At 67.1% G+C, this 24,754-nt stretch carries 25 protein-coding genes; 13 read left to right on the top strand and 12 right to left on the bottom strand.

Annotated elements, in window-relative coordinates:
* Positions 1-42: 42 nt before the first annotated feature.
* Entirely contained in the window at positions 43-1,401 is a 1,359-nt protein-coding gene (locus VL15_RS13745) for an aspartate aminotransferase family protein (protein WP_048246156.1), read from the bottom strand.
* 440 nt (positions 1,402-1,841) lie between these two features.
* Between VL15_RS13745 and VL15_RS13740 the strand changes: the two genes are divergently transcribed.
* On the top strand, positions 1,842-3,839 hold the full coding sequence (locus VL15_RS13740; RefSeq protein ID WP_048246155.1) for a glycoside hydrolase family 28 protein: 1,998 nt from the start codon (positions 1,842-1,844) through the stop codon (positions 3,837-3,839).
* A gap of 70 nt (positions 3,840-3,909) precedes the next feature.
* Here the strand turns inward: VL15_RS13740 and VL15_RS13735 are convergent, their stop codons facing one another.
* Both VL15_RS13735 and VL15_RS13730 read right to left on the bottom strand, forming a co-directional pair.
* On the bottom strand, positions 3,910-4,419 hold the full coding sequence (locus tag VL15_RS13735; protein ID WP_048246154.1) for a GNAT family N-acetyltransferase: 510 nt from the start codon (positions 4,417-4,419) through the stop codon (positions 3,910-3,912).
* A gap of 409 nt (positions 4,420-4,828) precedes the next feature.
* Positions 4,829-5,476, bottom strand: coding sequence for a glycine zipper 2TM domain-containing protein (locus VL15_RS13730; RefSeq protein WP_048246153.1), 648 nt, complete (start codon positions 5,474-5,476; stop codon positions 4,829-4,831).
* Between the two features lie 463 nt (positions 5,477-5,939).
* Here VL15_RS13730 and VL15_RS13725 point away from each other — a divergent pair, with 463 nt between their 5' ends.
* From VL15_RS13725 to VL15_RS13715, 3 genes are all read left to right on the top strand, one after another.
* Positions 5,940-7,139: an amidohydrolase family protein gene (locus VL15_RS13725; protein ID WP_048246152.1), complete on the top strand. Its 1,200-nt coding sequence runs from the start codon at positions 5,940-5,942 to the stop codon at positions 7,137-7,139.
* A gap of 67 nt (positions 7,140-7,206) precedes the next feature.
* Positions 7,207-8,391, top strand: coding sequence for an amidohydrolase family protein (locus tag VL15_RS13720; protein ID WP_048246151.1), 1,185 nt, complete (start codon positions 7,207-7,209; stop codon positions 8,389-8,391).
* 56 nt (positions 8,392-8,447) lie between these two features.
* The gene (locus VL15_RS13715; RefSeq protein WP_048246150.1) at positions 8,448-8,921 is read left to right on the top strand and encodes a nuclear transport factor 2 family protein; all 474 of its coding nucleotides are present in this window, start codon (positions 8,448-8,450) and stop codon (positions 8,919-8,921) included.
* Positions 8,922-8,952: 31 nt separating this feature from the next.
* Here the strand turns inward: VL15_RS13715 and VL15_RS13710 are convergent, their stop codons facing one another.
* Entirely contained in the window at positions 8,953-9,813 is an 861-nt protein-coding gene (locus VL15_RS13710; RefSeq protein WP_048246149.1) for a LysR family transcriptional regulator, read from the bottom strand.
* Positions 9,814-9,966: 153 nt separating this feature from the next.
* Entirely contained in the window at positions 9,967-10,446 is a 480-nt protein-coding gene (locus VL15_RS13705) for a helix-turn-helix transcriptional regulator (RefSeq protein ID WP_048246148.1), read from the bottom strand.
* A 462-nt stretch (positions 10,447-10,908) separates the two neighbouring features.
* Between VL15_RS13705 and VL15_RS13700 the strand changes: the two genes are divergently transcribed.
* Together VL15_RS13700 and VL15_RS13695 are read left to right on the top strand one after the other, a co-directional pair.
* Positions 10,909-11,709 carry an ABC transporter substrate-binding protein gene (locus tag VL15_RS13700; protein ID WP_048246147.1) on the top strand — a complete coding sequence of 267 codons (801 nt, stop codon included), beginning with the start codon at positions 10,909-10,911 and terminating at the stop codon, positions 11,707-11,709.
* A 31-nt stretch (positions 11,710-11,740) separates the two neighbouring features.
* Positions 11,741-12,589, top strand: a complete 849-nt coding sequence (locus tag VL15_RS13695) for a phytanoyl-CoA dioxygenase family protein (protein ID WP_048246146.1) — start codon at positions 11,741-11,743, stop codon at positions 12,587-12,589.
* Between the two features lie 76 nt (positions 12,590-12,665).
* On the opposite strand, the gene hutC is transcribed toward VL15_RS13695, so the two are convergent.
* Both hutC and VL15_RS13685 read right to left on the bottom strand, forming a co-directional pair.
* A complete protein-coding gene (hutC, locus tag VL15_RS13690) occupies positions 12,666-13,403 on the bottom strand; it encodes a histidine utilization repressor (RefSeq protein ID WP_048246145.1) in 738 nt (245 codons plus the stop codon).
* A gap of 31 nt (positions 13,404-13,434) precedes the next feature.
* On the bottom strand, positions 13,435-13,977 hold the full coding sequence (locus VL15_RS13685) for a helix-turn-helix domain-containing protein (RefSeq protein WP_048246144.1): 543 nt from the start codon (positions 13,975-13,977) through the stop codon (positions 13,435-13,437).
* 143 nt (positions 13,978-14,120) lie between these two features.
* Here VL15_RS13685 and VL15_RS13680 point away from each other — a divergent pair, with 143 nt between their 5' ends.
* Genes VL15_RS13680 through VL15_RS13670 form a run of 3 tightly spaced genes read left to right on the top strand, consistent with a single transcriptional unit; the run spans position 14,121 to position 16,551 of the window.
* Positions 14,121-14,903: an aldolase gene (locus VL15_RS13680; protein WP_048246143.1), complete on the top strand. Its 783-nt coding sequence runs from the start codon at positions 14,121-14,123 to the stop codon at positions 14,901-14,903.
* Positions 14,904-14,953: 50 nt separating this feature from the next.
* A complete protein-coding gene (locus tag VL15_RS13675; protein ID WP_048246142.1) occupies positions 14,954-15,850 on the top strand; it encodes a dihydrodipicolinate synthase family protein in 897 nt (298 codons plus the stop codon).
* Positions 15,847-16,551, top strand: coding sequence for an MOSC domain-containing protein (locus tag VL15_RS13670; RefSeq protein WP_048246141.1), 705 nt, complete (start codon positions 15,847-15,849; stop codon positions 16,549-16,551). Before VL15_RS13675 ends, VL15_RS13670 begins: the two co-directional genes overlap by 4 nt.
* A gap of 13 nt (positions 16,552-16,564) precedes the next feature.
* On the opposite strand, the gene VL15_RS13665 is transcribed toward VL15_RS13670, so the two are convergent.
* On the bottom strand, positions 16,565-17,329 hold the full coding sequence (locus VL15_RS13665) for an SDR family oxidoreductase (RefSeq protein ID WP_048246140.1): 765 nt from the start codon (positions 17,327-17,329) through the stop codon (positions 16,565-16,567).
* A gap of 398 nt (positions 17,330-17,727) precedes the next feature.
* On the opposite strand from VL15_RS13665, the gene VL15_RS13660 reads away from it, so the two are divergent.
* Positions 17,728-18,435 carry a YceH family protein gene (locus VL15_RS13660; RefSeq protein ID WP_048246139.1) on the top strand — a complete coding sequence of 236 codons (708 nt, stop codon included), beginning with the start codon at positions 17,728-17,730 and terminating at the stop codon, positions 18,433-18,435.
* Positions 18,436-18,509: 74 nt separating this feature from the next.
* Here VL15_RS13660 and VL15_RS13655 read toward each other — a convergent pair whose 3' ends face one another.
* The 3 genes from VL15_RS13655 to VL15_RS13645 form a co-directional block, all read right to left on the bottom strand.
* Complete coding sequence (locus VL15_RS13655) at positions 18,510-18,803, bottom strand: hypothetical protein (protein ID WP_048246138.1); 294 nt, start codon at positions 18,801-18,803, stop codon at positions 18,510-18,512.
* Positions 18,804-18,920: 117 nt separating this feature from the next.
* The gene (locus tag VL15_RS13650; protein WP_048246137.1) at positions 18,921-19,343 is read right to left on the bottom strand and encodes a hypothetical protein; all 423 of its coding nucleotides are present in this window, start codon (positions 19,341-19,343) and stop codon (positions 18,921-18,923) included.
* Between the two features lie 28 nt (positions 19,344-19,371).
* Positions 19,372-19,926 carry a hypothetical protein gene (locus tag VL15_RS13645; RefSeq protein ID WP_048246228.1) on the bottom strand — a complete coding sequence of 185 codons (555 nt, stop codon included), beginning with the start codon at positions 19,924-19,926 and terminating at the stop codon, positions 19,372-19,374.
* Positions 19,927-20,316: 390 nt separating this feature from the next.
* Between VL15_RS13645 and VL15_RS13640 the strand changes: the two genes are divergently transcribed.
* The 3 genes from VL15_RS13640 to VL15_RS13630 all read left to right on the top strand — a co-directional run bounded on the left by VL15_RS13640 (position 20,317) and on the right by VL15_RS13630 (position 23,547).
* Entirely contained in the window at positions 20,317-21,633 is a 1,317-nt protein-coding gene (locus VL15_RS13640; protein WP_048246136.1) for a lipase family protein, read from the top strand.
* A gap of 190 nt (positions 21,634-21,823) precedes the next feature.
* Positions 21,824-22,954, top strand: coding sequence for a 3-deoxy-7-phosphoheptulonate synthase (locus VL15_RS13635; protein WP_048246135.1), 1,131 nt, complete (start codon positions 21,824-21,826; stop codon positions 22,952-22,954).
* 164 nt (positions 22,955-23,118) lie between these two features.
* Positions 23,119-23,547: a PRC-barrel domain-containing protein gene (locus VL15_RS13630; RefSeq protein WP_048246134.1), complete on the top strand. Its 429-nt coding sequence runs from the start codon at positions 23,119-23,121 to the stop codon at positions 23,545-23,547.
* A gap of 223 nt (positions 23,548-23,770) precedes the next feature.
* Here the strand turns inward: VL15_RS13630 and dapF are convergent, their stop codons facing one another.
* A complete protein-coding gene (gene dapF, locus VL15_RS13625; RefSeq protein WP_048246133.1) occupies positions 23,771-24,601 on the bottom strand; it encodes a diaminopimelate epimerase in 831 nt (276 codons plus the stop codon).
* Between the last annotated feature and the right edge of the window lie 153 nt (positions 24,602-24,754).

Raw genomic sequence — 24,754 nt, 5'->3', positions numbered from 1 at the left:
GTGCGCGCCAGCCGTGGCCGCTGCGCCGCACCGCGCATCACGTCACACCAGTTCGCCCAGGCACGCGTCGAATTGCGCGACGAGTTGGTCGACATCGTCGGCTGTTGTCTGCGGGCACACGAGCATCATGTTGTGGAACGGCGTGATCAGCACGCCGCGATTCAGCAGGTACAGGTGCACGATGTGTTCGAGTTCGCTGTCGAGCTGTGCCCCGGCAAGCGTGCCGTTGCGCGGCGGTGTGGGCGCGAACTGAAACTCGGTGCGCGCGCCGATGCGCGTCACGCACCACGGCAGCCCGTGTTTCGCGATCGCCTGTTCGAGCCCGGCGGCCAGCTGCGCGGCCAGTTCGAACATGTGCGCATACGCGGCGTCGGTCGCGACTTCGGCCAGCGTCGCGCGCATCGCATGCATCGCGAGCATGTTCGCGGTGAGCGTCGTGCCGATTCCGGAGTGACCGGGCGGCGCGTTCAGCTTCGCCTGCTTCGCACGTTCCGCGAATGCCGCGCTGAAGCCGTACACCGCGCACGGCACGCCGCCCGCGATCGGCTTGCCGACCACCAGCAGGTCCGGTTCGAGATCGTGCGCGACCGCGTAGCCGCCCGGGCCGCTGCTGATCGTGTGCGTCTCGTCGATCACGAGCAGCGTGCCGTAGCGGCGCGTCAGTTCGCGTGCTGCTTCCCAGAAGCCCGGCTCGGGCAGCACCATTCCGATGTTCGTCATCGCGGGCTCGGCGAGTACGCACGCGACATCGCCATCCTTCAGCGCCGCTTCGAGCGCATCCAGATCGTTGAATTCGACGACGCGCGTGTTCGCGAGCAAGTCGTACGACTGCCCGAGCAGGCTGTCGCGCTGCACCGGGCGGCCGTCGACGAGATCGACGAACACGTCGTCGACCGTGCCGTGATAACAACCGTTGAACACGACGATCGTGTTGCGGCCGGTCGCCGCGCGGGCCCAGCGCAGCACGAAGCGGTTCGCGTCGCTCGCGCTCAGCGCGAACTGCCAGACCGGCAGCCGGAAGCGGCGCGCGAGTTCGCGCGACACCCACGCGGCGTCCTCGCTCGGCAGCATCGTCGTGTAGCCGCGCGTGGCCTGCTCGACGAGTGCGCGCGCGACCGGTTCGGGCGCATGGCCGAACATCGCGCCGGTGTCGCCGAGGCAGAAATCGACATAGCGATGGCCGTCGACGTCGGTGAACGTCGCGCCGCGCGCTTCCTTCACGTACAGCGAGAACGGGGTCGACCAATCCTGCATCCAGTGCAACGGCACGCCGAACAGCAGGTGCTCGGACGCTTCCGCGGACAGCGCGCGGGAGGTCGGCATGGCTTCGGTGAAGGCGCGGCGTTCGCGGTCGAACAGTGCGCGGGCGCGGATGAGGTCGACTCCGTGGCGGGAAGGCAAGTGGGGCTCCGGGGCTGTGAAGATGGGAAACGATAGCGTGGGCGACGGGGGGCTGAACAGGGGCGGAATTACGGAGGCGGGTTGGTAGCGGGCGGGTGCGGAGGTTCGAACCGACTGCGACGGCGACGGCACGACACGAGCCGGCGCAGGGCGGCGGTCGTGGTGGATGGCGAGCAGGGACATCGCTCCGGCAAGCGTCGTCGACTACGGATTCTTGTTGGAGTTTTTGCGCATAAACATACGACAACATATCTCTAAAGATGCACTCGCAGATGTGAGTGTGCGCACACATCTAGTGTAATAAGGCAGAAAAAACAGGGTAAACGACAAATACGTGTCCGGCTTCGATCGCGTCTAGACTGCGCGATGTAGTACGACGACGTATAAATAACGCTCCGCCGCCCGGCGCGTCGATACCCTCATACACTGAAGGAGTGCCCATGGCCGCAAACAGCCGTCGTCCGTTTTCGTTTGTCCGATCGCCCTCGTCGAAGCGGGTGTCGCGCCGCGCATTCATCGGCTGGACCGGCGCACTCGCCGGCGGCGCCGTGCTCGGCGGACCGTTCGCGGCCACCCGGGCTTTTGCGGGAGGCAGCATGCCCAATGCATCGGCGGTCGACCTGGTCTGGGGCGAACATGGCGCGGCGGCGCGCATCGCCGCGTCGCTCGCGCACGTGTCGCGGCTCGCGCTGCGCGGACGCGACTTCGACGTGACGCACTACGGCGCGCGCCCGTGCGCGACGGTCGCGCAAACGTCGCCGTACAACGTCGCGAAGTCGCCGGTGAGCCCGGGTTCCGAACTGACGACCGCACCCGGCGCATTCGATTCGCGTCCGGCGTTTCTCGCGGCGATCGACGCGTGCCGCCGCGAGGGCGGCGGCCGGGTCGTCGTGCCGTCCGGCAACTGGTATTGCGCGGGGCCGATCGTGCTGCAGAGCAACGTGACCTTCCACCTGAGCGCGAACTGCACGATCTACTTCAGCCCGAACCCGGCCGACTACGCGAAGGACGGCCCAGTCGATTGCGGCGCGAACGGCCGCCTGTACTACAGCCGCTGGCAGGCGAACGATTGCCTGAACTACGGTGCGCCCGTCTACGCGCGCAACGCGACGAACATCGCGCTGACGGGCGAGGGCCCGACCTCGGTGCTCAACGGGCAGGCGATGACGCCGTTCTCCGGCAGCGGGGCCGGCAGCGTGTGCTGGTGGACCTACAAGGGCTCGTCGGGCGCGTACGGCGCAGCCGCGGGGGTACCGGGCCAGGCGTATGCGAACCCGAACAACGTCGACCTGCGGATCGTCGCGCCCGCGATTCCCGACGCGCTCTACGCGCTGCTCACGTCGCCGGTCACGCCGTGGCAGCAGGACCAGAACTATCTGCCCGCGCTGTCCGAGGCCGGCGTGCCGGTCGAGAAGCGCATCTTCGGCCTCGGCCATTACCTGCGGCCGTGCATGATCGAATTCATTGGCTGCACGAACGTGCTGATGGAGAACTACCAGACGCAGAACACGCCGTTCTGGCAGCACCATCCGACCGCATCGCGCCATGTCGTGATTCGCGGCGTGACGACGAACAGCATCGGCCCGAACAACGACGGCTTCGATCCGGACGCGTGCACCGACGTGCTGTGCGAGGACTGCACGTTCAATACCGGCGACGACTGCATCGCGATCAAGTCGGGCAAGGATCGCGACACCGAATACGGCCCCGCGAAGCGGCACCTGATCCGCAACTGCACGATGAACAGCGGGCACGGCGGCATCACGCTCGGCAGCGAGATGGGCGGCGGCGTCGAGCAGATCTATGCGACGAACCTGTCGATGCTGAACGCGAACTGGCAGACCAACCCGCTGAACATCGCGATCCGCGTGAAGACCAACATGAATCGCGGCGGCTACGTGAAGGATTTCCACGTGAAGGGCGTCACGCTGCCGAACGGCCTGACGCAGAAGGGCGGCGGCTACGGCAGCGCGCTGCTCGCGGGCAGCCCGATCAACGCGAGCGTGCCGCTCGGCGTCGTCACGCCGTCGGCCGGCAACCCGTCGGCCGCGCAGGGCGGCATCATCACGTTCGATTGCGACTATCAGCCCGCGAACGACGCGGTGCGCACGCGTCCGCCGGTCGTGCAGAACGTGACGATCTCGGGCGTGAAGGCGAGCAATGTGACGCTGAACGGCGTGACCGCATCGTGCTTCCAGGCGATCGTCGCGCAGGGGCCGGTCGCGTTCGACTACAACGGCACGCCGCCCGCGCCGGCCGTGCAGCCGATCTCGGGCGTGACGATCAGCGATTGCGACTTCGGCACGCCGGTTGCGTCAGGCACGCCGACGGTCACGTCGCCGGGGCCGATCTATGCGTTCAACGTGAGCGCGATGACGCTCGCGAACGTGACGATCGCCGGGCAGGTCGTCAACGCGACGATCTCCGACAAGCGGTGACGTGATGTGAATGAGCAGGGCGTGCGCGTACGTCGATCGATGCGCGCGCACGCAAACCGGATCGAACGCGTCAGGCCAGCGTCTTGACCATGTGATGCTCGTCGTAGAACCGCCCGTCGAGAAACATCGAGCGCGGCTCCGTGCCGAACCGGACAAACCCTTGCGACGCATACAGCCGCTCGGCGTTGGCGTTGACCTCGTTCACGCATAGCATCAGCTGCTTGCACTGCCACGCTTGCGATGCATGCGCGGTCGCGTTTTCGAGCAGCGTTTGCGCGATGCCTTGCCCGCGATACGCGGGATCGACGAACACGCCCCAGATCGTCGCCTTGTGCGCGATCTTCACGCGCGCATCGCGGCGCACGCCGGTGATGCCGACGAGCGTGTCGCCGTCGAATGCTCCGAACACCGCGCGCTCGTGGGTCGGCGTGATGCGCGTCGCGAATTCATCGACCGGTACCTGCGATTCTTCGTCGAGTGTCGGCAGGAAAGACGTGGGCGCGGTGTCGACCGCACGCAGGCGGACGGTCTGGAAACGGGCGGCGTCGGCCGCGTCGAGCAGGCGGGTCGTGATCGTCATCGGGGTATTCCGGTTTGGGGGACGTGCATGCCGGCGCGGGCCGTTGCGGCCGCGGGATGCATCGTGCTTATCCTAATAGGAATCCGGATGTCGCGTGGCGGCGTTCGATGCGTGTTGCATCCCGGCCGCGTCGCTCATCCGAGTGGGATCGCGTTTCGCGGTAGGTGCGCGTGTGACGGCAATGCGGCAGGTTTGAGCGGGCGAGCGGTGCAACGGACGTGCGAAACGTCGCGCGGGAAGCGGACACGCAGGCGGAGGCACTGCGGCGTACCGGCGGCGCGTGATGCGCGCCGCGTCGGCACGAAGGATGAGGATGACGTAAAACAGATGCGCCGTCGTGCCGTACCCGCACACGACATCACACGCGCAACGTGCGCCCGCTCAGGTTAGAGGGCGCACCGAACCGGCATCAATACCGCGACAGCTGATTGCCGTTGATCTGCACGCGATCGCCCGGCCGCAGGTTGCCCGGCGACTGCACGTCGAACGAGCGCGTCGAGCCGTCGCTGACCTGCACGTCGATCCGATAGCTGCTCGGCGGCTGCGCCGCGCCCATCTGCTGGCCGATCTGGTTGCCCGCGACCGCGCCGCCGAGCGCACCGATCACGGTGGCCGCATCGCGGCCGTGACCGCGGCCGACCTGGTTGCCGAGCACGCCGCCGATCAGCGCACCGACGACGGTGCCGGCGACGCCCGACGGGCCGACCGAGCCGTTGACCGGCTGGATGTTCGCGACCGTGCCGTACTGCGTGCCGTAGCCGTTGCCGTATTGCTGTTGCTGATTGCCGTACTGATCATACGGCTGCGACCCGTATTGCGGCTGGTTGCCGTACTGGTCGTACGGTTGCGGCGCCTGGTTCGGATAGGCCGGTTGCTGCTGCACGTAGCCCGGCTGCGAATACGCGGGCTGCGCATAACCGGGCGTCGCGTATTGCTGCTGCGGATAACCCGGCTGCGCGCCGTAATAACCCGGCGCGACGCAGGCGGTCAGCGGAAGCGCCGCCACGGCGACGAGCGAGGCGAACAGAACGGTCTTCGTGGAAGGCATGCGCATCATGTGTTTCCTGCATCGGCAACGTGTCCGCCGAAGGATTCCGGGACGGGTGGCGAACTCGGCGTGAGTATAAGGAATGGCCGGATGCACGTCCGGTGCGGCCGGGTAACAACGTGTAAAGTCTGTTGCCGCGTAAATCGCCGGCCGGGCGGGGCGCGCAAGCGTGGGCCGGCAACGGCGCGAGGCGGCCTTCGGGCGCTTGAGTTCCGGTGATGCCGCCGCTGCTCGGCCATCGGTATTTCCGCCGTTTCCACGTCGATCCAGCCCCATCGCCGCGCAATGAACCGCGGGCGCACACGCCGCGCATCGCGAAATCGAATGCGCGGCATCGCGACATTTAATTGGCCTCGGGCGGCAGCGTCCGATATCGTGGCCGGATTCCCTGCCAACGGTCGCGCCGCGCCGGCCGCGGTTCCTTCCCCTGTCCGCGCCGGTGTCGCGCAGCGACTGCCCCACATTCCGAGCCATGACCGATCGTATCTTCATCAACGCCGTCGACGCCGGCGGCCAGCCCATCAACCTCGTCGTCCGCGACGGCCGCTTCACCGCGATCGGTGCCGATTGCGCGGCTGCGCCCGGCACGGAAACGATCGACCTCGACGGGCGCGTCGTGCTGCCCGGCTTCGTCGACGGCCATATCCATCTCGACAAGAGCTTCGTCGGCGATCGCTGGGTGCCGCACGAATCGGTCGGTTCGCTGCGCGAGCGGCTCGCGGTCGAGAAGCGCCAGCTCGCGGCCGCACCGCCGATCGTCGAGCGCGCGAACGCGTTGATCGCGCAGGCCGCCGCGTTCGGCACGGTCGCGATGCGCAGCCACGTCGATGTCGATGCGACGACCGGCCTGTCGAACCTGCAGGCCGTGATGGCCGCGCGTGAACAATGGCGCGGGATCGTCGACATCGAACTCGTTGCGTTTCCGCAGGCCGGCGTCGTGACGTGCCCGGGCACCGCCGAGATCCTCGACGCGGCCGTGCGCGAAGGCGCGGACGTGGTCGGCGGGATCGACCCGACGACGCTCGACGGCGACGCGGACGGCCAGCTCGACATCGTGTTCGGCATCGCCGAAAAGCGCGGCGCGAAGATCGACATCCATCTGCACGAACCGGGCGACACCGGCATCGCGCAACTGCTGCGGATCGCGGCGCGCACGCGCGCGGCGGGGCTCGGCGGGCGCGTGAACGTGAGCCACGCGTATGCACTCGGCGAAGTCGGCTACGACGACGTTCAACGCACGGTGGCGGCGCTGGCCGAAGCCGGCGTGTCGATCCTGACGAACGCGCCGGGCGACTGCGCGTTTCCGCCGGTGCGGCAGCTGCGCGACGCGGGCGTGCACGTGTTCGCCGGCAACGACAACATCCGCGACGCGTGGTGGCCGTACGGAAACGGCGACATGCTGCAGCGCGCGATGATGGTCGGCTACCGGTCGGGCTTCTACACCGACGAAGCGCTCGGCATCGCGCTCGACATGGCAACGCACGCCGGCGCGCGCGTGCTTGGCAAGGATAACTACGGAATCGCGGTCGGCTGCGACGCGACGTTCGTCGCGGTGCGCGCGCCGAATGCGGCGGCGGCCGTCGCGGGCGTGCCGGCCGAACGCTGGGTGTTCCGCCGCGGCGAAAGCGATACCGGCGCGCCGTTCGCCCCCGCGCTGCGCTTCACGCGCTGACCGACCTGACCGCGGGCACGACACGCGCCGCGCCCGCTTCGCACTGACCGACCACACCGGAACCGACATGACGAACCTGCTGATCCGCAACGTCCGCACGAGCGCCGACGCCGCGCTCGACATCCTGATCGAAGGCGATCGCATCGCGCGCGTCGGCCCGTCGCTCGACGCGCCCGCCGGCTGCGCGATCGAGGACGGCGCGGGAGCGCTCGCGCTGCCCGGCCTCGTCGAAGGCCACACGCATCTCGACAAGACGCACTGGGGAATGCCGTGGTATCGCAACCAGGTCGGGCCGCGCCTCGTCGACCGCATCGAGAACGAACGGCACTATCGCGCGACGAGCGGCCATGACGCGGGCGTGGCATCGCTCGCGCTGGCGCGCGCCTTCCTCGCGGCCGGTACGACACGCATCCGCACGCACGTCGACGTCGATACCGAAGCCGGGCTGCGGCATCTGCGCGGCGTGCTCGCGACGCGCGAGACGCTGCGCGGGCAGGTCGAGATCCAGATCGTCGCGTTTCCGCAATCGGGCGTGCTCAAGCGGCCGGGCACCGACGCGCTGCTGTCCGACGCGCTGGCCGCCGGCGCCGACCTGCTCGGCGGGCTCGACCCGTGCGCGATCGAGGGCGATCCGGTCGAAGCGGTGGACGTGCTGTTCGCGATCGCAGAGCGCCATGGCCGCGGGCTCGACATCCACCTGCACGAGCGCGCGTCGATGGGCGCGTACTCGCTCGACCTGATCCTGCAGCGCACGGCCGCGCACGGCATGCAGGGGAAGGTCACGATCAGCCACGGGTTCTGTCTCGGCGATATCGCCGAACGCGAGCGCGACGCGCTGCTTGCGCGGATGGCCGAACTCGGCGTCGCGATCGTCACGACCGCGCCGGCGGCGGTGCCGGTGCCGCCGGTGGCCGCGTGCCGCGCGGCGGGCGTGACCGTCATCGGCGGCAACGACGGCGTGCGCGACACGTGGACGCCGTACGGTTCGCCCGACATGCTCGAACGCGCGATGCTGATCGGCATGCGCAACGATTTCCGCCGCGACGATGCGCTCGAAGTCGCGCTCGACTGCGTGACGCACAGCGCGGCGCGCGGTTGCGGGTTCGATGATTACGGGCTGCAGCCGGGCAGCCGTGCGGACGTCGTGCTCGTCGATGCGCTGACGTTCGCCGAGGCGGTCGTCGCGCGGCCGGTGCGGCGTCTCGTGGTGTCGTCGGGGAAGATCGTCGCGCGCGACGGCGCACTGGTCTGAGCGTCGCGTCGCCCCGGTATGATCCGGCTTTCAGCCGAATTTCCCGGGAGACGACGATGCGACGCACGACAGCGGCACGGGCCGCACGATGGATGGCGGCGGCCCTGTTCGCCGTGACGGCCGCGCATGCGGCGGCGGCCGGCCCGAGCGACGCGCAGCAGGAAGCCAATCGGCGGACGGTGCTCGCGTTCTACGAAAAAGGCTTGAACGAGAAAGACGCGGACGCCGCGCTCGCGTATGTCGGCGACCGCTACGTGCAGCACAACCCGAACGCGGCCGACGGCCGCGACGGCTTCCGCAAGTTCGTCGCGTTCCTGCGCGACAAATATCCGCAGTCGCACAGCGAGATCAATCGCTCGTTCGTCGACGGCGACTACGTGATCCTGCACGTGCACGCGGTGCGCGAACCCGGCACGCGCGGCAGCGCGATCATGGATATCTTCCGGCTGGAGAACGGCAAGATCGTCGAGCACTGGGACGTCAATCAGCCAGTGCCCGAGCAGGCCGCGAACGGGAACACGATGTTCTGAGTCGTTCCGGGGTGTGCAGGCCGTCGCCCGATTACTCTTCGTGCTCCAGCATCGCCGCGAGCGTCTTCGTCAGTTCGCTGACCATCGGGTCGGCCGTCGGCCGATGCAGGATCGCGATGTCCATGTGCTCGATCGGCGCGAAACCCTGCTTCGCGGTCAGCACGGTGTGCTCGTCGGTTACCACGCGGGCGGGCAGCACGCTGATGCCGAGCCCGTCGGCGACGGCGGCCTGGATGCCGCTCAGGCTCGACGTCGTGAAGCTGATCCGCCAACGGCGGCCGCGCTCCTCGATCGCCTTGATCATGTCGTCGCGATAGAGCCCGCGCGGCGGAAACACGACGATCGGCACCGGGTCGAGATCGATCGACGGATGCTGCGCGCTGTCGATCCAGCGCAGCTTCTCGGGCCAGCGCACGACGGCCTCGCGGCTGTCGCGCCGCTGCTTGATCAGCACGAGGTCGAGCTCGCCGCGATCGTATGCCGCGCTGATGTCGCGGCTCAGTCCGCACATCACTTCGAGCTTGACCTGCGGATGCTCGCGATTGAACGCGGCGAGCGCATGGGTCGTGCGGCCCGCCGCGAAATCGTCGGGCACGCCGAGCCGGATCGTCAGCGCGACCGTCGCGCCCGACAGCGCTTCCAGCATCTCGTCGTTCAGCGCGAGCATGCGCCGCGCATAGCTGAGCACCGTCACGCCCGCGTCGGTCGGCCGCACGTCGCGCGTGCCGCGGTCGAGCAGCCGATGTCCGGCGATTTCCTCGAGCCGGCGCACCTTCTGGCTGACCGTCGACTGTGTCGAGTGCAGGCGCGCGGAGGCCGTCGTGAAGCTGCCGCAGTCGGCGACCATCACGAGCGCGCGCAGCAGGTCGAGGTCGAACAGGGGTCTATTCATTTATGCACTTTTTCGGATTAGAACATTTCATTTCCAAATGCGTGCGACGATTTTTAACATGACCGGAGGCTGCGGGCAATCGCGGTTTTGCCGGACCTGGTGCGGTGTTGCGCGGGCGCGGTAGGTTTCAGCGGGGGCGGGTTGGTGCCGCGGTCAGACCCATACCTCTCGATAGAGATGAAGCGCCTTCGACCACGCAGCCAGGTTTTTCCAGATGACCCGAAGCGGCGTGCCAGAGCGCTCGGCGGCTTCCTCGGCCGCTTTCACCACGGCTGGCAATGGCACCTCGTCGAGGATGACGGTGAGTTGCGCTTCATATCCCGTCGGAATTTGGCCGCTCGCCAACGCGTCGACCAGCAGACGTTCGGTCAATTCGCCCTTGTAGCTGACGTTCGCGCTAACGACGGTTTTGTACAGACCGTTTTGAGCGGGCCGTGTCCGCGTCACGAGTTCGATGCCGAGCAAGCCGAGCAAAGGGATCAGCTTGTTGATGCCGAGCTCGTTGAGCTTGCCGGTTTCGAGCTGGTTCACGGTGAGGCGAGACAGTCCGGCGAGCTTGGCAAGCTGGGCCTGGGTAAGGTCGAGCTCTGCCCGCCGTTTCGCAACGGCCTGACCGATTTCATGGAGTTGCATGTTGACCTCCCGGCGTGGGTTCGGCGCTCTTGCATGTAAGGTATATCTTACATATTTGGGTGAGCCATTGCCTCCGTGCGATCGCTGGAGCGGTATAGTACGCATTGGCAATATCACCGGAGCGAGACCAAACGACACCCGTATAGACATCGTTGCTCGCCGGATATCAGGAAAAACACGCTCTGTGGCGAGCGTGCATCGCGCAGGGTAAACACCCGAAAACCACGTAAATCACCGCTATACAGGCTTGTTTCAAGCGCCATCCCTTTTTCTCGACTCCCTTCGAACGTCAATCGGTTCACTCCGTCTTCTCCCGCTTGCGCTCAAAAATTGAGCGGTCTAGACTGCAACGCAGTTTCATCGAAGTCCCCGTCTTCCGCGCACCGCGCCGGCATCCCGGCGCGGCGCCATCCACCGGACGCCGGCGGTCGCCCGCCACGTCGAGACTTTCAAGGACCCGCCATGAACCGCACTGCAAAGCTCTTCGTTACCGCGCTGGCGTTCGCGCCGCTCGTGTCGTTCGCGCAGGACACGTCGACGATCCGCTGGGGCATCGATCCCACGTATCCGCCGTTCGAGGCGAAGCAGCCCGACGGCTCGCTCGCCGGTTTCGACATCGACCTGCGCAATGCGATCTGCGAGGAACTGCATGCGAAGTGCGTGTGGGTCGAGCAGGGTTTCGACGGGATGATTCCGGCGCTGCGCGCGCGCAAGTTCGACGTGATCATGTCCGCGATGACGGCCACCGACGAGCGGCTCAAGCAGATCGACTTCTCGAACAAGCTGTACGCGTCGCCGGGCGCGCTGGTCGCGCCGGCCGGCTCGAAGCTGCTGCCGACCGCGGCGTCGCTCGCGGGCAAGCGCATCGGGATCGACCAGGGCACGACGCAGGAGGCGTACGCGAAGGCCGAATGGGCGACCAAGGGCGTGACGATCGTTTCGTATCAGAACCAGGACCAGGTGTACCAGGATCTCGTCAACGGCCGCCTCGACGCGACCTTCCAGGACAAGACGCAGGCCGGCTACTCGTTCCTGAAGACGCCGCGCGGCAAGGGCTACGCGTTCGCGGGCCCCGACGTGACCGACGTGCGGATCACCGGCTATGGCGTCGCGATGGGGCTGCGCAAGGGCGACGCCGACATGAAGAAGCGGCTGAACGACGCGATCGTCGCGATCCGCGCGAACGGCACGTACCAGAAGATCGCCGCGAAATACTTCGACTTCGACATCTACGGCGCGAAGCAGCTGACCGCCGCACCGTGACCCCGTGATTCATTCATCCGACAGGCACACCATGACGAGTATCCAGGATCGCGTCGCGAAAGCCGTGACGCCCGAACTGATCGCCGCGTTCCGCGAGGAAGGCGCAGTCTGCATCAAGGGCATTTTCTCGCCCGACGAAGTGGCCGCGCTCCGCGCCGGCATCGACACGAATCTCGCGCAGCCGAGCGAGCGCGCGAAAGTCGCGAGCCGGCCCGACGATCCGGGCTGGTTCTTCGAGGATTTCTGCAACTGGCAGCACAACGACGCGTATCGCGACTTCATCGTGCGCTCGCCGGCGCCGTCGGTGGCCGCCGCGCTGATGGGTACGGAGCACGTGCGGCTGCATCACGACCACCTGCTCGTGAAGGAGCCCGGTACGCGGCAGCGCACGCCGTGGCACCAGGACCAGCCGTACTACAACATCGAAGGCGACGACAACGTCAGCATGTGGATTCCGGTCGATCCGGTGCCGCTCGAATCGACGCTGGAATTTGTCGCGGGTTCGCATCTCGGGCCGTGGCTGATGCCGCGCACGTTCATGGACAAGGAAGCGAAGTGGTTCCCGGAAGGCAGCCTCGCGGACCTCCCCGATATCGAAGCCGACCGCGCGGCGTTTCCGATCCGCCACTGGGCGCTCGAGCCTGGCGACATGGTGTGCTTCCGGATGCTCACGCTGCATGCGTCGGGTGGCACGCAGAACCGCCGGCGCGCATTCTCGATCCGCTTCGTCGGCGACGATGTCCGTCACGCGCCGCGCCGCTGGAAAACGTCGCCCGAGTTCCCCGGGCTCGCGGATCAACTGCCCGACGGCGCGCCGCTCGACCACCCGTTGTTTCCGGTCGTGTGGTCGCGTGGGGAGGGGCAGGCCGGCGCGATCTGACCGGCGCGGGTCGCGAACACGGCGGCCGTTTCGGCATGAAACGGCCGCCGTGCGCAATGATGCGCGCGATGAAGGTTCAGGTCGGGTGGCGCCCGGCGCCCGGCTTGAAGCGCGAGCCGAGCCGGTAGCGGTTGCCCGGATGCAGGAAATGCACGAACGTGACGGGCAGCCCGTTCGTCCAGGTGCGGCGCGTGAGCGTGAGGCACGGCTCGTCGGCGCGCATGTCGAGCAGCCGCGCCTGCTCGCCGGTCGGCAGCGACGCGTCGACGACGTGCTCGATTTCCAGTTCGTAGTGCGACACGTTGTTGTACAGGTATTCGGACGGCGGCTCGATCTGGAAATCCTGATCGATGAAACCGGGCGCGGCGGCCGGGTTCACGTAGCGGTCCTCGAGCTGGATCGGGCGGCCGTTTTCTTCATGCACGCAGACCACATGAAACACCGGCGTGTTGACCGGCAGGCCGAACGCGGCCGCGACGTCGAACGATGCGGGCTCGCTCGACTGGCTGAGCACGCGGCAGCGATACTCGTGCCCGCGCGCGCGGATTTCGTCGCGGATGTGCGCGATCATCAGCAGGTTCGACTGCGGCTTCACCTCGGCGACGAAGGTGCCGACGCCCGCGATGCGTTTCAGCACGCCTTCCTCGGTCAGCTCGCGCAGCGCGCGGTTGACCGTCATGCGTGCAACGCTGAACTGCGCGGCGAGATCGAGCTCGGACGGAATGCGATCCCCGGGGCGCCAGTCGCCCGATTCGACGTTCTGGCGAACGAGCGTCTTGATCTGCTGGAACGGTGCGGTGGCCTTCGTGACCATCGGGGGATCCTTGCGCGAAGAAGTGACGAGTCTAGTCGTCGTGACTGACGATGACCAGGATCTCCGCCTGCGCGGTGCCGAGGCTGCGCGTGCGGTGCGGGATGAGTGCGTTGAAATAGACTGAATCGCCGGTCTTGAGTTGCACCGTCTCGTTCGGAAATTCGATTTCGACGCGCCCTTTGTGTACGAACAGGAATTCTTCACCCTCGTGCTCGCGGAACGTCGACGCGACGAATTCGTGCGGTGGATGCACGACGAACGGCAGCATCTTCTTCGGTGCGACGCCGGCCGCGATGCTTTCGAAGCGGTGTGCGTGGCTGTCGGCCGCCGCGCCCATGGCCGTGCGCTCGCCGGCGCGCGTGACCGTGATCAGCTCGCGATTGTGACTTTCCGAGAACAACTGCTCGACATCGACATTCAGTGCCTTCGACAGCTTCAGCGCGACTGCGATCGACGGCACGCTCAGGCCGCGCTCGACTTTCGACAGATAGCTCTTGGTGAGGCCGGTCTCGTCGGCCAGCACGTCGAGCGTCCAGCCCTTTTGTTTTCTGAGCAGCTTCAGGCGAATCGTCATGGGGCGCCGGGTGTCCTTCGAAAAACCGATTGTAACGCATGACACTGTGTGTCATATAATGGATCATGTGTCACAGCCTGGCGCGAATCCTCGCGAAACGGCTGCGGACGATGCGACACATCCGACCCATTCAGGAGGCGAACATGGCGGAAACGCTGAAGTTGACGAAGGAGGCGCTGGTTGCGCTGGCGGAGCGGCGTCTTGACAACGAGGTGAGCGACAGCGGCTGGTCCGCGCGGCAGAAGGTCGCGCTCACGTGCCGGATCCTGTTCGACGCCGGTCACGACTCCGGCCTGGCCGGGCAGATTACCTGCCGTGCGGACGACGCCGGCACGTACTACACGCAGCGGCTCGGGTTCGGCTTCGACGAGATTTCGGCCGCGAACCTGCTGCGCGTCAACGAGGATCTCGACGTCGTCGACGGCGAAGGCATCCCGAATCCGGCCAACCGGTTCCACACGTGGATCTATCGCGAGCGCCCGGACGTGAACTGCATCATCCATACGCATCCGGCGCACGTCGCGGCGCTGTCGATGCTCGAGCAGCCGCTCGTCGTGTCGCATATGGACACCTGCCCGCTCTACGACGATTGCGCGTTCCTGAAGGACTGGCCCGGCGTGCCGGTCGGCAACGAGGAAGGCGAGATCATCTCGAAGGCGCTGGGCGACAAGCGCGCAATCCTGCTGTCGCATCACGGCCAGCTCGTGGTCGGCAAGACGATCGAGGAAGCGTGCATGCTCGCGTTGCTGATCGAGCGGGCCGCGAAGCTGCAGCTGCTCGCGATGTCGGCCGGCGAGATCCGGCCGGTTCCGCCGGCGCTGGCGCGTGAAGCGCACGACTGGATTTCGACGCCGAAGCGCGACGCCGTGACGTTCGCGTACTACGCGCGCCGCGCATTGCGCACGCATCGAGACTGCATCGCATGAGCGCGCGGATCGCTTCTGCCACGTCCGCCCATCATTGAGGAATACGCATCGTGTCTATCCTGCTGCAAGGCATCATTGCTTACCCGGTCACGCCGTTCTCCGCCGACGGCGGCGTCGACCTGAACGCGCTCGACGCGCTGATCGAGCGCCTGATCGCCGACGGCGTCCACGCGATCGCGCCGCTGGGCAGTACCGGCGAGAGCGCCTACCTGTCCGACGACGAATGGGAGGCGGTCGCCACCGCGTCGATTCGCGCGGTGCGGCGGCGCGTGCCGACCGTCGTCGGCATCTCCGATCTCACCACGGCCGGTGCGGTGCGCCGCGCGCGCTTCGCCGAACAGGCCGGCGCCGATGCGGTGATGGTGCTGCCGGTGTCGTACTGGAAGCTCGGCAACGACGAGATCGTCGCGCACTATCGCGCGATCGGCGACGCCATCGGCATTCCCGTGATGCTGTACAACAACCCGGCGACGAGCGGCGTCGACATGTCGCCCGACCTGATCGCGACGATCTGCAGGACCGTCGACAACGTGACGATGGTCAAGGAGAGCACCGGCGACATCGGGCGGATGCACCGGCTCGCGCAGTTGAGCGATGGCGCGATTCCGTTCTACAACGGCAGCAATCCGATGGCGCTCGCCGCGTTGGCCGCGGGCGCAGCCGGATGGTGTACGGCCGCGCCGAACCTGAACGCGGCGTTGCCGCTCGCGCTGGTCGACGCGATGCGCGCGGGCGACCTGGCGCGCGCCAGGGCGGTTTTTCACGCGCAATTGCCGTTGCTGCAGTTCATCGTCAACGGCGGGTTGCCGGTGACCGTGAAGGCCGGGTTGCGGCTGCGCGGCTTCGACGTCGGCGAACCGCGCAAGCCGCTGCTGCCGCTCGGCGACGCACGCACGCGCGAGCTCGAACGCCTGCTTGCGGCACTGCCGGACCGTGTGACGGCATGAGCGATGGCACACGGCCGGCGATCGCGGCCACCATCGGCGCGGTGCGGATCGGCACGAGCCGGCCGCTGGCCGGCTCGCCGCACGCGAGCGCGATCGACAAGCGCGCGGTCGACTCGCGTCTGTGGCTGGGCGCGCTCGGCTTCGCCGGCGACGAGCAGGCCGACGCGCGGCATCATGGCGGCCCCGACAAGGCGGTTCACCACTATGCGCACGATCACTATGCGTGGTGGTCCGAGCAGATCGGTGCGCGCGACGTGCTTGCGCTGCCCGGCGCGTTCGGCGAGAACCTGTCGACGCTTGGCGTAACCGAGCACGACGTGTGCGTTGGCGATGTGCTGACGCTGGGTGGCGCCGTGCTTCAGGTGTCGCAGTCGCGGCAGCCGTGCTGGAAGCTCAACGCACGCTTCGATCATCCGCGGATGGCCGCGCTCGTGCAGCAAAGCGGCCGGACCGGCTGGTACTACCGCGTGCTGCACGAAGGGTGGGTGGCGCCGGGCGATGTGCTGGCGCTGGATGAGCGCCCGTATCCGCAATGGCCGCTGTCGACGGTGCTCGATGTGCTGTACCGGCGCACGCTCGACATGGCCACGCTCGATGCGCTGTGTGACGTGCCGATATTGCCGCCCGGCTGGCGCAAGATGCTGGAAAAGCGCCGGACGGAGCGGCAGGTCGAAGACTGGACGAAGCGGCTGGAAGGATGACGCGCTGCGCGGCTCAGTTGCCCGGCAGTTCCCGCACGTCGGCCGTCGGCACCGAGCCGAACGCATCGCTCAGCGCATAACCGATCAGCTGTCGCGCGGCCGCCTCGGGCGTCGCGAGCGCGCCGCTCGACTTCAACTCGTCGAATTTGTCGCGCATCGGGAAGTTGTCTTCGCTGGTCGAGCGGATCGTCGCCTGCATGCCGGTGTCGATGACGCCCGGTGCGACGCTGCAGATCCGCAGCGCGCGGTTCGCGTCGAGCGCGACCGCGCGGGCATGGTGATCGAGCGCGGCCTTGGTCGCGCAGTAGATGCTCCAGCCCGCATACGCGTTTCGCGCCGCGCCGCTCGACAGGTGCAGGATCCGGCATTCGGTCGTGGCGGCTGCCGCTTGCGCGAGCGCGGCCGACAACATCAGCGGCGCCGCGACGTTCAGGCCGACGGCGCGAGCGACGATCGCCGGGTCCTGCGCGGCGAGCGGGCCGATCGGGTCGACGATGCCCGCGTTGTTGAACAGCAGCACGATCGACGCGCCGTCGACGAAGTGGCGCAGCGTATCACCGGCCAGCCAGGTCGCGACGGCCGATGCGTCCGACAGGTCGAGTTCGACTTCGGCGCAACGGTCGCCGGCTTGCGATGCGAGCGACGGATGGCGACTGCGCGACACGCCGAGCACGGCGATGCCTTCCAGCAGCAGTTGTTCGGCGAGCGATGCGCCGAGGCCGCGTGTGTGTCCGGTGACGATGGCGCGCACGTGCGGCGCGGATGAGGATGCAGTCATGGCAGTGAACCGGTGAAGAGGTAAAGGGTGTCGACGAGCGGCGCGCATGCGCGGCGGCGACGGTGCGTGCGGGACGGATGATGCGTGGTACGGGCGTGCGAAGACGATCGCGCACGGCGCCGTGGATGTCCGGGTGAACGCGTATCGTAGCGCCGGCCTGCGCGTCGCGCAAACGCCGCCGTATGCGCGGAAGGCGATTCCGCGGTGCGGTGTGCATGCATCGCCGTGCGGCGCGGGCAGCCGATACGTTGGACGAATGCCGGATGCGGCAAGTGCGCGCGCCGGCGCGGCAAGCGGCGCCGGGCCGCGCGTCGCGAGCTATCATATGGCTCGCCCGTGCGCGATGCCGGACGGGCGGCGACCGTTTCCCTCCACCTGCTGCACGCTGCGACGCCATCATGAACACCACGCCGGATCTGCCCACGCCACGCGCCCTTCGCGAACTCACGCCTCTCGAGGCCCGCATTCTCGGTGTGCTCGTCGAGAAACAGCACACGGTGCCGGACACCTACCCGCTGTCGCTGAATGCGCTGACCGCGGGCTGCAACCAGAAGACCGCGCGCGCGCCGGTGATGAACGTCAGCGAGGATGAAGTCACGACCGCGCTCGACGGGCTGAAGCACCTGAGCCTCGTGATGGAGGGCAGCAGCAGCCGCGTGCCGCGTTTCGAGCACAACATGAACCGTGTGCTCGGCATCCCGAGCCAGGCGATCGCGCTGCTGACGATCCTGCTGCTGCGCGGCCCGCAGACGGCCGCCGAGCTGCGCCTGAACAGCGCGCGCCTGCACGGCTTCGCGGATATCTCGTCGGTCGAGGCATTCCTCGACGAACTCGCGGCGCGTACGCAGGCGCTCGTCATCCGGCTGCCGCGTGCGCCGGGTGCACGCGAGAATCGCTGGATGCACCTGATGTGCGGCGAGGTGAACGTGGCCGATTTCGCGAGCGCGGATGCCGGCGGCGCGGACACCGTGCCGCCTTCCGAATTCGAGGCGCTGAAGGCCGAACAGAAGCGCCTCGCGGATGAAGTAGCGCGTCTGAATGCGCTGGTTCAGCGGATGGCCAGCGAACTCGGGATCGACGTCGACGCGCCGGGCGACGCGTCCTGACGCGATGACCGCGGTGCGTGCGCATCGCGCGGTGTCGTTACTGCGCGATGCGGACACCGCAACGCCCCGCCGCGTTACTTCAGCCTGACGCCCGGCACGAGATAACGCGCACCACCGGGCGTCAGGATCGGCGCGAGCGCCGCAAACGGCGTGTCGAGCTGCGGCCCGAGACACGCGCCCATCGCGTGGCCGATACCGGACACGGCGAACGACAGCTTGCCGGGCGCATCGAGTTCGAACGCAAGATACTGGGGAAACACGTCGGCGCACGACAGCGAATTGCCTTCACCGTCGGTCGGCCGTTCGCCTGGCTCGGCCTTGTCACGCCGCTGCGCGATGAAGCGCGTCAGTGCGGCGCTCGTTTCCATGGTGCCGTCCTTGCCCGGCGCCTTGCAGCGTTCCCTCGTAGACCGTGCGCAGCGCGGCCTCCGACCCACCCGCGCGTAGCGCGATCAGCACCCATGCGATCCGGATCAACCCGCGCATCACCAGCGGCACCCGGTCTCTTCGGATGCGTCGACATCCAGCGCCCTGCCGAACGCGGTTTTCTTGCCGGTGCGCGCGTTGGTGTAGGTCATCGAATAGATGTTGGCGCCCTGGTACATCATTTCGTATCGCCCGTTGATCCTGCCGTCGACCATTTCGACCCAGGTTGTCGTGTACTGGTGCGGGCGGTCTTCGGCGAGCACTACGTCTTCCTCGTGCTCGATCACCAGCGGGAGCGCCGTTTTCGATTTCGTGTACCGGACCATGCCGCCCGACCATTTGACCACATCGTCGTAGTAGGTGCGCATCTCGAAGCGCACGGGTTTGTCGCCATCCGATGTGAAGCAGAGCACGTCGGTGGAAACCTTGGCGAGTGCCGGCAACGAAATGCAGAGCAGGACGGCGGCGAGGGCGTTTTTCATGATGGTGTGTGAGCGATGAAGTGGTATTTCAACCGATGCTGATTCGCGTGGCGCCCGCATCGACGAGCCGGAACAGCAGATCCTCGACGGCCGTTTCGGGCGCGGAGCCGAGATCCGCGTTGACGCGCCACCCCTGTTCCGTGCGAACCGGTTCCGACAGGTAGTGAACGATGCCGTGCAGGCCGTCTTCGGCCGGCGCGTTCTCGTCGTCGACATCGAACCACGCGAGGAACCACGTCTTGAACGCGTCGACCGCCGCGCTTTCGTCGAGACCGTCGGCCTCGATCGACGCCCAGTCCCATACGAACGGCTGGATCGACACAGCCGCCGTTTCGAGGTCGAACGCGAACGGCGCGAAATCCAGTTGCGTGGTCGAATCGACCATCGCGGGCTGGCCGACCGCTTCGCCTTCGGCCGCGATGGTGTCGGCCCGGCACGGCAGCGCGAGCGGCCCTTCGGTGGCCAGCGTGCCGTCGTCCCGCCGGTAGGCCGGTTCGACGATCACCGCCGGTTGCGCTGCCGCTTTCGCGAGCAAGTCGACATAGGGTTGGCGGATGGCGCGGAGCAATTCGGATACGGTCATCGTGGCGTGTCGGTTGGGCAGGAAACGATCGGTCACAGGCGGGCGGTGCGTTGCGCGGCGGGCCGCTTCGGTACCGGACAGCCGTGATCGTACGGCAGTTCGGCCGCGCGCGGACAGTCGGCCGAACGGCTGGGGCGCCCGCATCGCGCGGCGGCGGATTTAGGCGTTTACCTTCAAACAATGGAAAACGCCCATCGAACGCGTTCTCGTTGTGCTTCAATTAATCCGGTTTGTAGTCCTACTAAAAAGACATATTCAGTACAGGCCGGATTATTCATTCACAGGAGACATTCAATGGCTTGGAAACGGTTTTGAAGCGGCAATCACGATGGTCTGCAATACCGCCGAACTTCCTTCGATGAAAGCAGGTTATCCCAGGGGCCCCCACCCATGTCCTCCAAACGTTTCATGACCGTCGCGGCCGCCTTGTCCGCCGCGCTGGCCATCGCCGCACCGCCGGCCAGCGCCGGCGCGCCGACCGTGTCCGATCCGTTCTATACGTACACCGGTTCGACGCCATTGGCATCGATTCCACCGGGCACCGTGCTCAAGACCCGTAACGTCACCTATCACGTGGCTGGCATTCCGACCGCGGTCACCGCGCAGCAGTTGCTGTATCGCACCAACAACGCGCAGAACCAGCCGGTCGTCAACGTGACGTCGGTGATCCGGAGCGCGGTCAGCAACGGCCAGGCCATCTCGTACCAGTCGGCCTACGATTCGCTGAACCCGTACGACGAGCCGTCGCAGGTGATCGCAGGCGACCGCGACGTGACCAAGGTCATCAACATCGGCACGTTGCTCTACAGCGCGGAATCGATTCCGCTGTCGACGCTGCTGCTGCTGGGCTACAACATCATCGTGCCCGATACGGAAGGCCAGACGGCGGACTTCGCTGCCGGCCCCGAATACGGGATGACGACGCTCGATTCGATCCGCGCGGCGCTCAACACGCCGTCGACCGGCCTGAATCCGTCGAGCAAGGTCGCGATGATCGGTTATTCCGGCGGCGCGATCGCGACGAACTGGGCCGCGCAACTCGCGCCGAGCTATGCACCCGACATCAACAAGCAGCTCGTCGGCGCGGCGGAAGGCGGCGTGCTGGTCGACCCCGCGCACAACCTGCGCTATGTCGACGGCAGCATCGTCTGGGGCGGCGTCGCCGCGGCCGCGCTCGCCGGGCTGGCGCGCGGCTACAACTTCGACCTGACGCCCTATCTCAGCGACACCGGCGTCGCCGTGTTCAAGGACATCCAGAATCAGTCGCTCGCGTACATCCTGCCGAAGTACACGGGGCTGCACTGGGCAACGCTGCTCAAGCCGCAGTACGCGAACGACATCAACAGCATTCCGGTGTATGTCACGTATGCGAACAAGGTGAATGCCGGGCTGGCCGCGTCGCCGACGATCCCGATGTTTATCGGCCAGGGCACGGCCGGTGCGCTGGATGGCACGTTCAGCAGCCAGGTGGGCGACGGCGTGATGATGGCCTACGACGTGCGCGCCCTGGCGCAGAAATTCTGCTCGAGCGGCGTACCGGTCGTGTACACCGAGTATCCGCTTGAACATGCCGGCGCGATCGTGCCGTGGGTGGCCGGCATGCTGCCGTGGCTCTACGACCGCTTCAACGGCAAGGCCGCGCCGAGCAATTGCTGGCTGACGGCGCTCCTGCCGAGCAATTCGCTGGCGCCCGAGACGCAGCACTAGCCGCGACGGGCAACATCGCGAATGGCCGGGCGATCCTCCGCGGGTCGCCCTTTTTCATTCCGCGTTTTGACGCCGGTCGCGTTGCCGCGACCGCCGCCGCCTGCCTTCCCCCGCCGCAACCCTCTGCCGTCGCTTCCGGGTGCCATAATCGAGCCTGCACATCATTCCAGACGTCCCCCGGAGAAACACCATGCAGAACCTCGACAATCCTTCCCACGATCGCGAGGTAGGCAGCGCCGACGCGACGCAGGACACCACGCGCATCGACGACGTCCGCATCGGCGCCGTGCGACCGCTGATTTCGCCGGCGCTGCTGCTGGACGAGCTACCAGTGCCGGCCGCCACGCAGACGCTCGTCGAGGATACGCGCCGCGCGATCGGCGACATCCTGCACGGCCGCGACGACCGGCTGCTGCTCGTCGTCGGCCCGTGCTCGATCCACGACCACGATCAGGCGCTCGACTACGCGCGCCGCCTGAAGGCCGCCGCCGATGCGCTGAAGGACGACCTGCTGATCACGATGCGCGTCTACTTCGAGAAGCCGCGCACGACGGTCGGCTGGAAGGGCTATATCAACGATCCGCGCCTCGACGGCAGCTTCCGCATCAACGAAGGCCTGCGCGCCGCGCGGCAACTGCTGCTCGACATCAACGCGCTCGGCCTGCCGGCCTCGACCGAATTCCTCGACCTGCTGAGCCCGCAATACATCGCCGACCTGATTGCGTGGGGCGCGATCGGCGCACGCACGACCGAGAGCCAGAGCCACCGCCAGCTCGCGTCGGGCCTGAGCTGCCCGATCGGTTTCAAGAACGGCACCGACGGCGGCGTGCAGGTCGCATCCGACGCGATCGTCGCCGCGGCCGCGAGCCATGCGTTCATGGGGATGACGAAGATGGGGATGGCCGCGATCTTCGAGACGCGCGGCAACGACGACGCGCACGTGATCCTGCGTGGCGGCAAGAACGGCCCGAACTACGACGCCGAACATGTCGAGGCGTGCTGCGCGGTGTTGCGCAAGGCCGGGTTGCGCGAGCAGGTGATGGTCGACTGCTCGCACGCGAATTCGAACAAATCGCACGAGCGGCAGATCGACGTCGGGCAGGATCTCGCGCGGCAACTGTCGCAGGGCGAGCACCGGATCGTCGGCGTGATGGTCGAGAGCCATCTCGAAGCCGGGCGCCAGGATCTGAAGCCGGGTGTGCCGCTGCAATACGGCGTGTCGATCACCGATGCGTGCCTGAGCTGGACGCAGACGGAGCCGGTGCTCGATGTGCTGGCCGAGGCGGTGCGGCATCGCAGGGTGTATTCGCGCAACGCGTGACGGGTGCTGCGTCATCGCGTCCGATGCAGCATCGCGCGAGTGGCGCTAACATGGGCCGGTGCGATGCGTTGCGCGCATGCCGGCTACGGGGCGCGCGACGCATGCACGGAGGCGGCGAGGCCGGCCGCCGATACCGACAACAATTCACCGGAGTGCATAACAGCATGCCTTTCTACAAGACCCTCATCGCAGCAACCGTCCTCGCATCGAGCGTCAGCGCACACGCGCAGATCGCCGGCGCACAGCCGCTCAGCGTGACCGTCGAACAATCGCAGGCGCTGCTCGAAGGCTGGAGCGTGAAGAAGAGCGTGCTCGGCAAGGCCGTTTATAACGACGCGAATCAGAAGGTCGGCACCGTGCGCGACCTGATCGTCGCGCCGGACGGCTCGGTGTCGGCGGCGATCGTGTCGGCCGGCGGGTTCCTCGGCGTGGCCGCGCACGACGTCGCGGTGCCGATCGCATCGCTCGATGTGCGCAACGGCAACATCTACCTGCCGGGCGCGACGAAGGATGCACTGAAGGCGACGCCGGCGTTCCAGTACGCGAAGGTGCCGTCGCCGCCGAAACCGAAGAAGATCGACGACAAGCAGTGATCGTCGATGATTGGCAGCCCGGCGCGCGCAGCGCCGCGGCTGACGAACCGCGCGCCGTCGATGGTCCCGCGAGTTTGCGTGAACGTCGGAGGCCCGGCGCCGCATCTTGGCGCCGAACGCATCGCCTCGACGATCGATGACGATGCCGCTACGCATCGCGCGCTTGCCGGTGTGGTGATTCGCCCCAGGCCGCGAATGCCGCGAATGCCGCGAATGCCGGCTATCAGGTCGCCGGTTGCTCCCCGTCCACCCACACCGCGCTGAACCCGAACGTGACCGGCCCGCTCAGGAACACGCTGCCGGCGCCGTCCCATTGAACGGTGACGTCGCCGCCGTCGCATTCGACCCGCACCGTGGCGTCGAGCAGCCCGAGCCGGATGCCGTTGACCACCGCGCCGCACGAACACGATCCCGAACCGAGCGGCACGCCGCCGCCGCGCTCCCAGATGCGCAGGCGGATATGCGTGCGGCTGACGACCCGCACGAAATGCACGTTGGTTTTCAGCGGAAACAGCGGATGCGTTTCGATCGCCGGGCCGAGCGTTTCGATATCGATCGCATCGAGATCGTCGACGAAGAACGTGCAGTGCGGATTGCCCATGTTGCACGCGACCGGTGCGCCCGGTAGCGGGAGGGCGAGCGTGTCGACGGCTTCTGCGACGGGCACATCCTGCCAGCCGACCCGCGGCGCGCCCATTTCGACCGTGATCAGCCCGTGCGCATCGTGCGAGCAGAGCAGGCGCCCGCGATTCGTGCGCAGCACGACCGACGCCGCGCCGGTTTCCCGCATCAGCTTCCACGCGACGCCGCGCGTCGCGCTGCCGCACGTGTCGAGCGTCGAGCCGTCCGGGTTCCAGAATGCGACGCGGGCTGCCGCATCGTCGCAGGCCGACATCACCGCGAGCTGGTTGAAGCCGATACCGTTATGCCGGTCACCCATGCGCCGGACGAGGTCGCGGTCGATCGCGTGCGCTTGACCTTGATCCTGGCCACGGAGGTCGACGATGACGAAGTCATCGCCATTCGCGTTCATCTTCTGAAATCCGATCGGCATGGCAGCTCCGGAGTCGACGCAGGCGAACACTGTACGTGGCTTGCCGGGCGCGATCAATCGCGACCGAACGATGCGCGTGCAACGAGTCTGCGACGTGCGTCTACGTAATTTTACGTAGCCCCACGTACGTAGTTATCCGCTTGTAAGCCGCCC

Source organism: Burkholderia cepacia, from assembly GCF_001039005.1.
GTDB lineage: Bacteria > Pseudomonadota > Gammaproteobacteria > Burkholderiales > Burkholderiaceae > Burkholderia > Burkholderia theae.
The sequence above is the reverse complement of the archived record's forward strand: the minus strand, read 5'-3'. Positions and strand labels throughout refer to the sequence as shown.

What these genes read in the sequence shown, in the direction of transcription:
- hutC (WP_048246145.1), bottom strand. Translation starts at nt 13,403, where the DNA reads ATGGTCACGAAGGCCACCGCACCGTTCCAGCAGATCAAGACGCTCGTT.
- VL15_RS13670 (WP_048246141.1), top strand. Translation starts at nt 15,847, where the DNA reads ATGAGCGATGGCACACGGCCGGCGATCGCGGCCACCATCGGCGCGGTG.
- VL15_RS13650 (WP_048246137.1), bottom strand. Translation starts at nt 19,343, where the DNA reads ATGAAAAACGCCCTCGCCGCCGTCCTGCTCTGCATTTCGTTGCCGGCA.
- VL15_RS13655 (WP_048246138.1), bottom strand. Translation starts at nt 18,803, where the DNA reads ATGGAAACGAGCGCCGCACTGACGCGCTTCATCGCGCAGCGGCGTGAC.
- VL15_RS13695 (WP_048246146.1), top strand. Translation starts at nt 11,741, where the DNA reads ATGACGAGTATCCAGGATCGCGTCGCGAAAGCCGTGACGCCCGAACTG.
- VL15_RS13720 (WP_048246151.1), top strand. Translation starts at nt 7,207, where the DNA reads ATGACGAACCTGCTGATCCGCAACGTCCGCACGAGCGCCGACGCCGCG.
- VL15_RS13680 (WP_048246143.1), top strand. Translation starts at nt 14,121, where the DNA reads ATGGCGGAAACGCTGAAGTTGACGAAGGAGGCGCTGGTTGCGCTGGCG.
- VL15_RS13660 (WP_048246139.1), top strand. Translation starts at nt 17,728, where the DNA reads ATGAACACCACGCCGGATCTGCCCACGCCACGCGCCCTTCGCGAACTC.
- VL15_RS13665 (WP_048246140.1), bottom strand. Translation starts at nt 17,329, where the DNA reads ATGACTGCATCCTCATCCGCGCCGCACGTGCGCGCCATCGTCACCGGA.
- VL15_RS13630 (WP_048246134.1), top strand. Translation starts at nt 23,119, where the DNA reads ATGCCTTTCTACAAGACCCTCATCGCAGCAACCGTCCTCGCATCGAGC.
- VL15_RS13645 (WP_048246228.1), bottom strand. Translation starts at nt 19,926, where the DNA reads ATGACCGTATCCGAATTGCTCCGCGCCATCCGCCAACCCTATGTCGAC.
- VL15_RS13710 (WP_048246149.1), bottom strand. Translation starts at nt 9,813, where the DNA reads ATGAATAGACCCCTGTTCGACCTCGACCTGCTGCGCGCGCTCGTGATG.
- VL15_RS13735 (WP_048246154.1), bottom strand. Translation starts at nt 4,419, where the DNA reads ATGACGATCACGACCCGCCTGCTCGACGCGGCCGACGCCGCCCGTTTC.
- VL15_RS13725 (WP_048246152.1), top strand. Translation starts at nt 5,940, where the DNA reads ATGACCGATCGTATCTTCATCAACGCCGTCGACGCCGGCGGCCAGCCC.
- VL15_RS13685 (WP_048246144.1), bottom strand. Translation starts at nt 13,977, where the DNA reads ATGACGATTCGCCTGAAGCTGCTCAGAAAACAAAAGGGCTGGACGCTC.
- VL15_RS13640 (WP_048246136.1), top strand. Translation starts at nt 20,317, where the DNA reads ATGTCCTCCAAACGTTTCATGACCGTCGCGGCCGCCTTGTCCGCCGCG.
- VL15_RS13730 (WP_048246153.1), bottom strand. Translation starts at nt 5,476, where the DNA reads ATGATGCGCATGCCTTCCACGAAGACCGTTCTGTTCGCCTCGCTCGTC.
- VL15_RS13635 (WP_048246135.1), top strand. Translation starts at nt 21,824, where the DNA reads ATGCAGAACCTCGACAATCCTTCCCACGATCGCGAGGTAGGCAGCGCC.
- dapF (WP_048246133.1), bottom strand. Translation starts at nt 24,601, where the DNA reads ATGCCGATCGGATTTCAGAAGATGAACGCGAATGGCGATGACTTCGTC.
- VL15_RS13705 (WP_048246148.1), bottom strand. Translation starts at nt 10,446, where the DNA reads ATGCAACTCCATGAAATCGGTCAGGCCGTTGCGAAACGGCGGGCAGAG.
- VL15_RS13700 (WP_048246147.1), top strand. Translation starts at nt 10,909, where the DNA reads ATGAACCGCACTGCAAAGCTCTTCGTTACCGCGCTGGCGTTCGCGCCG.
- VL15_RS13740 (WP_048246155.1), top strand. Translation starts at nt 1,842, where the DNA reads ATGGCCGCAAACAGCCGTCGTCCGTTTTCGTTTGTCCGATCGCCCTCG.
- VL15_RS13715 (WP_048246150.1), top strand. Translation starts at nt 8,448, where the DNA reads ATGCGACGCACGACAGCGGCACGGGCCGCACGATGGATGGCGGCGGCC.